Source organism: Methylobacter sp. (assembly GCF_023227905.1).
Lineage (GTDB): Bacteria > Pseudomonadota > Gammaproteobacteria > Methylococcales > Methylomonadaceae > Methylobacter_A.
Genome location: NZ_JALOCF010000053.1, coordinates 24,755 through 35,248 on the forward strand (window position 1 = coordinate 24,755; position 10,494 = coordinate 35,248).

Below are 10,494 nucleotides of genomic sequence, written 5' to 3' on the forward strand. Positions count from 1 at the left end.
TGCTTGATGCCTGCGATGAATTTTTTTAGTAGCCAAAAAGGAAAGGATATATTGCTTCTTTTTGCATGGAGCCTATTTTTGCTCCTATGCATGCATAGCATACAAGCCTATTTTTTAGCGGATAAGCCGCCATTTTGGGATAGCTTGGCATATCAAAATGATGCCTTAGCTATTTTTAGGCGATGGCTGGACGGCGATTGGCGGTCGGCTTTAAAAGAAATCGATGATTCGATGGTTCCCGGACATGTGGTTTCTTTGGCGTCAAGTTACCTGTTGTTCGGAATGCAGCCTAATGCCCCTTACATGATATCGGCGCTTTTTGGGTTTGGCTGTCTTTCGGTTGTCTACTTGCTATCGGTCGAACTTGGTGCATCACGAAAAGCCGCATTTTGGGGGGCGGTAATTTGGTCTATCCTGCCCAATTTCCTGTATCAAAATTTTTTACAAACCAGGAATGATTTCCAATTAGCATTTTTTATCGGATTAAGCTGGTTGTTTTTTCTGCAGGCGGTTCGTCGGGAAGAAAATAGGAAAGCATTTTGGGCTGGAATAAGTGTCGGTATAGGGACCTTGTTCAAGGCGAGCGCTCCCGGCTATGTGGTTTTTGCGGTGTTGCCGTTCCTGTTATTCCCCATTAAATACCTACCGGTAGATTTCCGTAGCCGTGGGCGTTTAATACTAAGTTTTGTTGCAGGGGCGGTGCTTGCCAGTGGCTGGCATTATCTGCCGCATCTGCAAGAGACGCTTCGTTATTATGTTACTTGGGGAAAAGATGCTACGGCATGGAAAGCTTCGCAGTACCATCTGCAGATGTCTTGGCATGATTATCTGTTCTACCCTAAAAATATCGTTTATTCGCATTGGGGAGTGTTGCCAGCCTTATGTCTCGCTCTTGTTCTTTTTGTGCTGCTTCTCAGGAAGTTTGCATTGCGACGCCGAACAGAAATATGGGGCCAAAATGAGGGGAATGCGTTTCTCGCGCTAACCTTTTGCGCGGTCATTATTCCGTTGATTTTTATTTCCTGGCGGGAAAGTTATTCAAGCTTAGGTGATGTCCCTGTCTTGGTGCTGCTTACGGCCGGAGTGATTGCGCTGATATCCAGGCATTCGGGCGGTTTTGTCGTACATCGCTATCTTCTTGTTCCTTTGGTTTTGCTTGGCCTGAGTATTTCTTTGCCAAATATTCCCATTGCGGAAAGTCAATTCATTGCCAAGGATTTAGGCAAATTCAATGGGGAGATATCGGACTTTCGAAAGGAATATGGTTTGCAAGACACACAGATGGTTCAGGTTTTTAGCCACCCAATATATAACGTGAATTTTTACCAATGGGCGGCTCTTGCCGGTCACAAAGACAGAAATTCAATTCCGATGGATGTTAGGAATATAAGTAATATTATGTTTCCTGAAGATGCAAACTTAATTGCATCCAAGCTCTCTCAATTTCCGATGGTGATTATTTCAGATTTTCCTGGCACGGCGATTGGAGGGGAGACATTTCATGCTTTAAATCGTCTTCATGATGAGATTAACAAAGCCTTGGAGAAAAGCGGGCAGTTTATAAAGTTGCGAAAGATTTCGTTGGAAGACGGGAAATTTCCCGTTTATTTAGCGCTGAACAAGAATTATGTGAAATTTAATCCTGTGCAGGTGACGGCCGATCAATGGACGGAGTGGGGTGCAGATGTCGATTATTTTTCGTTTGAACCGTCACGGCTGGTATGGAGAGGGATAACGGCCAGGCCGGTAAGCGAATTTAGGTTGGTAGATAAAAAAGACTCTGGTTCAACGATTATTCTTCGATTGAAGCAGGTGTCTTCTGAGGGTATTGGAGAGTACCTTAGTGATGTAGTGCCAGGGTCAGAAGTGTTAAGAACCTACGAGATGCTTCCAAACATAAACACACCAGCAGAATCAGCGTCGGCACAGGACAGCCGAAAACTGGCTTTTTATCGAGTTGAAACCAAGGTAATTACGGATGATTCAGAGCAATAATCAAATGCAACAAATTTCCCCCAAGGCTTTTTTTCTTCCATTGATTGTTGGGATTGTTGTCGTGCTACTCAATGCACAATGGCTGAATCTATACCAATTAATGAATGCGCCACAGGCTGATTCGCTTGTCTACCTGACTGAAGCGTATAACGATTATTGGTCAATTAGAAACTGGGAGTGGGGTCACTTATTTAATAAATATGTCGTGGCCGGTAACCAGCAAACATCTCCTCTTTTATGGGGAATTGCTGCAATTTTCTTTTTGCTGTTCGGTTTGGAACCGTCTGTTGCCTACTGGGTAATTGCTTTCGCGTATCTTGTGTGGGTATGTGGCGTTGTTTATTTGGCATGGAATGTTTATGAAGATATTCAATATGCAATAGCATGTGGTCTTTTGGCTGCGTTGCTACCAAGTGTGGTGTCTTATGGCTTGAGACATTTTATGTTGGATTTTGTGGCTGCCGCCCCTTTTATATGGGCCACAGCTTTTCTCATAAAAAGCGATTTGATGCATAGGCGGCGCGATGCTTTGTTATATGCGGTCATGGTTGGGGTTACAATACTTTTTCGTTCGACCGCCGTCGTATATTTTCTTTCGCATATCGGGATAATTGTATTTCAGGCCATATTGAGAAAAAGACACCCTCATTATGGCAACATTGCGCTGGCAGCTTTGGTTACAACCATCACCTGTGGCTGGTTTATTATTCCAAATGTTGGGCGGATACTTAGCTATTATGGATACTGGGCGGCTCAGGCTAAACTGGCAAATCCTGTCACTTCATTCTCGGATAATTTATTATTTTATTTTGGAGGAGTGAAATCATTTCATATGTTGGATCGTGGCTTTGCTGTTTACGCAAGCCTATCCCTTGTGCCAATCTTGATTTTATTCGGCATGTTTATTTTCCAAAAAGAAAAACGTGTTGAAATTTACAAAATGTTAGAGCGGATAACGATTGTTCTAATTTTAGTCGGTGTTCCAACTATTTGCCTTTCTCTTTACTCGTCGCGCGCGCCTTCTGTGGACTACTTGTTTATTGCCGGCTATCTTTTGGTTCCCTTCCTTTTGTGGCGCACAATTTTTCCAAAATCCAGATTGTTCCTGATTCCCGCGCTGATGCTGTTGTTTGCTTTAGGCGGTACTCAGTTAAAAGTGTTAATTAGCAGTGAGCCAGTCAATGATTATCGAGAACGGGATGTCATAAATATGATTTTGGCTGATGCCGAAACGCGAGGTTTACACTCGATTAATCTTGGAAGTACTCCCATACACCAGCACAACTGCTTAAGTTATCAGTATTGGACACTAGCAAATTACTTTCCGCGTTGGACAAACCGAGTAAATTTGGTGCCGATCGGCCGCACGAGTTCTGCTGAAGAACTGGCTAAGATGAACAAAAGTGCGGATTATGTGATTACACTAGAAAATTATCATGCTGACTGGCATCCAAACAATGTGGTGGCTCCAGAGGCTAATAAAATACTGCAAGAGTCTTATGGAATGAGGCCGCTTTCCGGCCGCTTTGATCTCCCGGATGGCACAACCGTTAAAATCCTTGCGCGTCAGCTGTATGTTACATTCCCGCCTGCGGCAGCGGATGGATGGCATGAGAACAGGGTTCCACTTAACATACGAAACCCTGATAAAATGCCTGTTTCAATAAGGGTGACTGGCGAGTTGATTAACCCAACTGCAAGTGGCAAAAAGGCGGTTATATTTCTTAGTTCTAAGGTGGACTCGGCAAAGAGCCTGAGTTTTGAAACTGAGGCCAGTCATCTTGACCACGTATTTAATATCCCCGCGAATTTCTTTGAAGATAATGGTGTTGCAGAGTTTGAATTAAATAGCTCTTGGGCGGGTAGTCCATCTGGTATTTCTGCTTCAAAGGATACTCGAAATTTAGCTTTCCGGTATCTCGCGATAACTGAGTTTCTGCCGTGAGTAATTCTTGATGTATAGGTGTAATTGTTTGAGATGTGTGGTTCTTTTGTTAACAAACTGTGAGTTGAAAAAATGAAAAAAATTCTAATAACCGGCGTTGCTGGTTTTATTGGTTCAAATCTTGCCCATGCACTATTGGACAAAGGTTATCAGATCGTTGGTGTTGATAATATGTCCCAGGGTGAAAAATTGAACCTTGAGCCCCTGATAAAGAACCCAAATTTTGAAATGCACTACATCGATATTCGTGATGAAGCTGCGCTTACAAAGGCATCCGTAGGTTGCAAAACATTAGTACATTTGGCTGCATATAAAATTCCCAGATATACCGACGCGTTGGATACTCTTCTTATCAATTCATTGGGTTCTGAAAATGTCCTAAAAGCTGCTATTGACCAAGGGGCTAAGGTCGTTGCGGCCTCAACTTCTGATGTGTATGGAAAGAATCCCGATGTCCCGTTTAACGAAAACTCCAATCTCGTAATCGGAAATCCTGATGTAAAACGCTGGGCATATGCCATTTCCAAAATGTTTGAAGAGCAGATGATGTTTGCCTACCAGCAACGTTATGGTATTCCCGTAGTTGCACTTAGATTTTTTGGGGGATATGGCCCTAACCAAAATTTAACTTGGTGGGGCGGTCCACAGTCGGTATTTATTAACAAGGCACTGGACAATGAGGAAATCGAAGTTCATGGAGATGGCAGTCAGACTCGATCCTTTACGTTCATTAGTGATCATGTGAATGGAATTATCAGGACTATTGAGCAGGATGCTGCCAATAATTTAGTCTTTAATTTGGGCAATACACGCGAAATTTCTATTACTGGATTAGCTCAACTGATCTGGCGATTGGTGCGGGGCGATGACTCAACCCAGAAGATAAAGTTGATCCCTTATGAAACCTTCGGCAAATATGAGGATGTGATGCGTCGTATACCGGATATTACTCGTGCCCGTACTCTTCTTGGCTTTGAGCCGGAAGTTGATCTTGAGGACGGTCTTCGTAGAACGATTATCTGGCAAATTGAGAGACGCAGGCAGCTTGGAATCCCAACCCCATTTATTCCATCTTGGGTTGAGCAGAATTAATTATGTCTAAGTCTAGGTTATTTGTTGTTGTGCCGGTATTTAATGAAGCGTTGAACATAAATGACCTGTTCGATGCTTTTTCTTCCCTGGCTAAAGAGCTATCGAGTGTTTTTTCAGTTTCGTTCATCCTTGTGGATGACGGCAGCTCGGATGATACGGTACGATTGGCAAGCGAATCTGCCGGCGACCTTGATTTGTCGGTATTGCAGCATGATGTCAATAAAGGGCCCGGTGCAGCCTTTGCCACCGGTTTCTCGCACCTTGCAGGATTGTTGTCAACAGACGATTGGGTGATAACTATGGAGGGGGATAATACTTCACGTCATGAGCTCATCCAACAGATGCTGGTAAGGGCGAAAGAGGGGTTTGATGTGGTTTTAGCCAGTCCTTATATGTACGGGGGCGGTTTTACTCAAACTTCATTTCTCAGAAAGCTGCTGAGTAGTGGGGCAAACCTGGTTGTAAAGGATTTACTGGACATCCAGGGAATATTAACGGTTAGTTCATTTTTCCGTTTGTATCGAGCCGATGCGTTACTTCGAATGCAGAAGACTTTTGGTCCCGGAATTGTTGAGCGTAATGGCTTTGAAAGCATGGTCGAAATGGTCATGAAGATGGCGATGCTGCGATTATCAATTTCCGAGGTGGCCATGCAATTGGATTCATCGCGCCGGAAGGGTAAAAGCAAAATGAAAATCTTTAGGACAATAAGGGGCTATTTGTCCTTGTGGCGCAGCAAAAGTAAATGGTTTGCGTTGGTGAAAGAGGCATGATGAAGTAAAGATTGTTCCCGTATTTTCGAAAATCCATTAGTTTAACTAATGCCCTCAATTTTAAAGGTTTGCCATATTGGAAAAATGTTAATTTGAAGGTCGTCAAGTACGGCCTGGATCATAATTAACGTGATAAAGGATGCTATTCTTCCAGTTTAATTTTACCTTGCAATCATGCCGTCGCTACCCAATGCAACATGGGCAGAATTGCAAGGTGCTTCATTAAAAATATAAAAATACTGTCCAAGCATACGGAACCATTTTGCATGAAGAGGCGTATTACGACAAAGGCTGCGAGAATGAAATTGGAATCTCTTTATCCGGCATATATAACATTGGTTAACTACTAGGTGCTGCGTGGCTGCGTGGCTAAGTAATTGAATTTGAATTTCTAAAACTACTGGTTTACTGGATTTATCAGTAGATACGGTTGGTGTAATATTATGAATATATTGTTTGTTCTTTATGGGGATTTTAGCAGCAATAGCGTGCATCCTTTAGCTCTTTATGCTCGCGAACTGCACAAGTGCGGGCACAATTGCGCGGTAGTCGTTCCAAATAACTTGGAAACTATACAGCAGTGTCCTAACGTTTTTTTCCGCCCCCTGCTTTACGACGATGCATTGCATGATCCCGAATCAATCTTTCCTGATGGGCGGCCCGCTGATGTTATCCATGCCTGGACTCCGCGTGAAGTGGTTAGACGCTTTGTCACATCATATATGGCAAAACGACCCACACCATTAATTGTCTATTTGGAAGATCATGAGTCTTGGATTGCGTGTCGAGCTTTAGGGCTTGAAGAAGCAGTTTTGGTCCGGCAAACGGATCAGAGTATTTCAGAGCGTATTCGTGATGGATTGTCGCATCCCTTTCGTTATGACAGCTTCATTGGGTTGGCAGATGCAGCGGCGGTCATTCAAGATAAACTTGAAGTAGATGTGCCGCCTTGGGTTCACTGCGAAACAGTGATGCCGGGTGTTGATCTTGAGTTTTTTTCCCCAAGAATGGCGGATCCTTTATTGCGCAAGCAATATGGAATTGCAGAAAATGAACGGGTCATTGTGTACCCCGGTGGTTTAAATGAATTTACACGATCCTCGATAGAAACCTTGTGTAGAGCTGTTTGCCTTATCAATAAGCAAGGTTACCCCTGTAGACTATTGCGGACAGGGCCATTCGCTTTGGACTTCATCGATCAATTGCCGTCCGAGGCAGCAGCTTTAATTAGTGATCTTGGCGTGTTACCCAGAAGCGAGTTGCCTGATCTTCTCGCGCTGGCAGATGTCTTTGTTCAACCCGGAAAGATTGATCCATTCGAAGATCTGAGGTTGCCTGGAAAATTACCTGAATTCTTAGCAATGGGCCGCCCTGTGGTTATGCCCGATGTAAATATTGCCCATTTGTTCGAGGATGGTGTTAATGCCGTTTTGACCCGTACTGGAAGCGCCGAAGAGATCGCAGCAAAGTGCATAGAACTTTTCTCCGACCCACAGAAAGCAGAAAGGATAGGTCAAGGTGGCCGAAAGTTTGCCGAAAAATATTTTGATTTACAAAAGCAGGCTACTCGACTGGAAAATGTATATAAAATTGCATGCGATAATTTTTACCCCGATATTGCTAAAGATTTATGGCTTAATGCGGATAAAAATTCTTCAGTTACGCTATTGCTGGCACGTAAATTAAATTTGTTGGCTGATTCGCAAGCCACAAAATTTAGTCAAGAAGTTGGTGAGATACTGAAGGAGCATGCGCGGTATATCGGAGTAATGCAACGGCGTGTGGGGGGGCTGGAAGTTGAAATGGCCGAACGCGACGGACAGATCGTTAATCTGAACCAAGCTGTGGTTGACCGTGATGGGCAGATCGTTAATCTGAATCAAGCTGTGGTTGACCGTGATGGGCAGATCGTTAATCTGAACCGAGTTGTGGATGACCGCGACGGACAGATTGCACACCTTAGTCAGGCAGTAGCTGAACTCAATGTGTTGGTGGCTGCACTACATAATTCAACCAGTTGGAAAATAACTAGTCCGTTACGTGTTGTTTATCTCCAAGCGAAACGTATTAAACGCGTTACAGGATTAGCTGGACTCGCCGTCAACCGCGGGGGGGGCGTGCGCAATACGGTTCTAAAAGCGTTTCAGTTGTATCGTCGTGAGGGTTTTGCGGGAATTAAACGCGGCTTCAGGGTGGTTGCTATGTCGAGTGAGATCCCGCTAGCCTCTGGCCCAGGTGAATGCGGTAGATATGATTATGTCGAGTGGGTTCGCCGTTATGACACGCTTACCGATGAGACGCGATTCATCGCGCGAGCACAGATAGAACGCTTTTTCAATAAACCACTTATTTCGGTGGTAATGCCCACATACAACGCAAAGCCGGAATGGTTAATCGAGGCAATTGAATCAGTGCGCAATCAAATTTATCCGCATTGGGAGTTGTGTATAGCTGATGATGCGTCTACTGATAAAGCGATTCGTCCCATCTTAGAGCATTACACAAAAAACGATTCACGCATCAAAGTAGTTTTCCATGAGAAAAATGGCCATATTTCTATGGCCTCAAATAGTGCGCTGGAATTGGTCTCTGGAGAATGGGTGGCATTGTTGGATCATGATGACTTGATTTCTGAGCATGCATTGTTCTGGGTAGCGCAAACAATAAATCAGTACGCTGATGCAAGGTTGATTTATTCCGATGAGGATAAGATTGACGAGATTGGCAAGAGATCGGATCCTTACTTTAAGTGTGATTGGAACGAAGATTTGTTCTATTCGCATAACATGTTCAGCCATCTTGGTGTTTACAATGCATCCCTCTTGCGTGAAATTGGGGGGTTCAGATTGGGATTAGAAGGGTCTCAGGACTATGATTTGGCATTACGTTGCATTGAACGCATTAAGCCAGATCAAATTCGACACATTCCGCATGTGCTCTATCATTGGCGAGTACACGCGGAAAGTACCGCACAATCGTCTGATGCGAAACCTTATGCAATGCTTGCAGGGGAGCGGGCATTGAATGAGCATTTTCAGCGGCTAAATGTGGATGCTAAAGCTGAGCTTATTGGATTCGGTTATCGAGTACGTTATGGCTTGCCGAGATCATTGCCATTAGTGAGTGTGATAATACCGACAAGGAATGGTCTGCAACTGATCAAGCAATGTGTGCAGAGTATTTTTGAAAAAACAACCTATTCGAATTATGAGCTTTTGATTATTGATAACGGGTCGGATGATCCTAATACTCTTGAGTATTTTGACTCGCTAAAAACCGAATCGCGGGTGCGAGTCTTGCGGGATGATCGGCCATTTAACTATTCGGCATTGAATAACGCCGCTGTAAGATTTGCCAAAGGTGAGCTCATCGCATTATTAAATAATGACATCGAGGTTATATCTCCAGAGTGGTTGTCTGAAATGGTCAGCCATGCTGTGCGTCCTGGAATTGGAGCGGTCGGGGCAAGATTATGGTATCCAGACAATACGCTTCAGCATGCGGGAGTCATTCTTGGGCTTGGAGCTGCTAACGTAGCTGGACACCCTCACTATCGCATGCCGAGAGGGCATCACGGCTATTTTGGGCGAGCTAGTCTGTGTCAATCATTTTCCGCTGTCACTGCCGCTTGTTTGGTTATTCGGCGGGAAATTTACGAAAAAGTTGAAGGCCTGAATGAAGTTGATCTTCAGGTTACATTCAACGATGTTGATTTCTGTCTTCGTGTTCGTGAGGCGGGTTTTCGCAATGTGTGGACGCCCTATGCCGAGTTATATCATCACGAGTCTGCTTCGCGAGGAAGTGATGACGTTCCTGAAAAACGTGCGCGCTTTGATAAAGAGGTGCAGTACATGAAGCGGCGCTGGGGGAAGTTATTGCCTTATGATCCCGCCTATAATCCGAATCTAACATTGGATTACTCGGATTTCAGTTTGTCTTATCCGCCGCGAATCGATGCTTTTATGGTGGATTCGATTTTCAATGAAGATGAATATCTGGCAGCCAATCCTGAAGTTGCCGTTGCGGTCAAATCGGGGCAGTTGCGTAGGTTTCATTAGTCACAGGTAAGATTATTTTTCAATGACTTATAATTATAAGAATTCACGAAAAATCGCATTTATAATGGTAAATGTGCGTACTCAGCATTAAGCTACCCATCCCTGCTGGAATTTGAGCGGGAATCCTATAAGAAGACTGCTTAGAAATTACCAGTTTTAGTTGACCATTAAAGCTCTGAACGGTTCACAGATACAAGCCTCGGGCTTTGCTCGCGGTATTTTTACTTAATGCGATTGTAGATTGCAATAAAAAACGATATGAGAATATTAGTATTAGGCGCCAGCGGCATGCTCGGGAATGCAATGATCCGGGTGCTAAACGAAAAAGCCGGTTGGCAGGTTTATGGGACGCTCCGTTCGGAAAGCGCCAAGCGATTTTTTTCTGCCGACATCGCCGGGCGCCTGCTGCCAGGTATCGATGTCGAGCAGCACGACTCCCTGTTGCAAGCCTTCATCCGAACCCGCCCGGAGGTGGTGATCAATTGTGTGGGGTTAATCAAGCAGCTGGCCGATGCGGACGATCCGTTACAGGCGATACCGATCAATGCGTTATTGCCGCACAGGCTGGCCAGATTATGTGAATTATCAGGCGCCCGTCTGGTGCATATGAGCACGGATTGCGTGTTCGCCG

General features: G+C 44.4%; 6 protein-coding genes. All 6 read left to right on the forward strand.

The window, feature by feature from the left end; genetic code table 11:
• Nucleotides 1–15: 15 nt before the first annotated feature.
• Nucleotides 16–1,995 (forward strand): glycosyltransferase family 39 protein, encoded by a 1,980-nt coding sequence (locus M0R47_RS17700; protein ID WP_292557246.1) that lies wholly within the window; start codon nt 16–18, stop codon nt 1,993–1,995.
• Entirely contained in the window at nt 1,979–3,940 is a 1,962-nt protein-coding gene (locus tag M0R47_RS17705; protein WP_292557248.1) for a hypothetical protein, read from the forward strand. The genes M0R47_RS17700 and M0R47_RS17705 overlap by 17 nt, the downstream gene beginning before the upstream one ends.
• 72 nt (nt 3,941–4,012) lie before the next feature.
• Nucleotides 4,013–5,032, forward strand: coding sequence for a GDP-mannose 4,6-dehydratase (locus tag M0R47_RS17710; RefSeq protein WP_292557250.1), 1,020 nt, complete (start codon nt 4,013–4,015; stop codon nt 5,030–5,032).
• 29 nt (nt 5,033–5,061) lie between these two features.
• Nucleotides 5,062–5,805, forward strand: coding sequence for a glycosyltransferase family 2 protein (locus M0R47_RS17715; protein ID WP_292557252.1), 744 nt, complete (start codon nt 5,062–5,064; stop codon nt 5,803–5,805).
• Nucleotides 5,806–6,248: 443 nt separating this feature from the next.
• Nucleotides 6,249–9,863: a glycosyltransferase gene (locus M0R47_RS17720; RefSeq protein ID WP_292557254.1), complete on the forward strand. Its 3,615-nt coding sequence runs from the start codon at nt 6,249–6,251 to the stop codon at nt 9,861–9,863.
• A 258-nt stretch (nt 9,864–10,121) separates the two neighbouring features.
• Nucleotides 10,122–10,494: sugar nucleotide-binding protein (locus M0R47_RS17725; protein WP_292557256.1), on the forward strand; the 373-nt coding region annotated here is incomplete at its 3' end.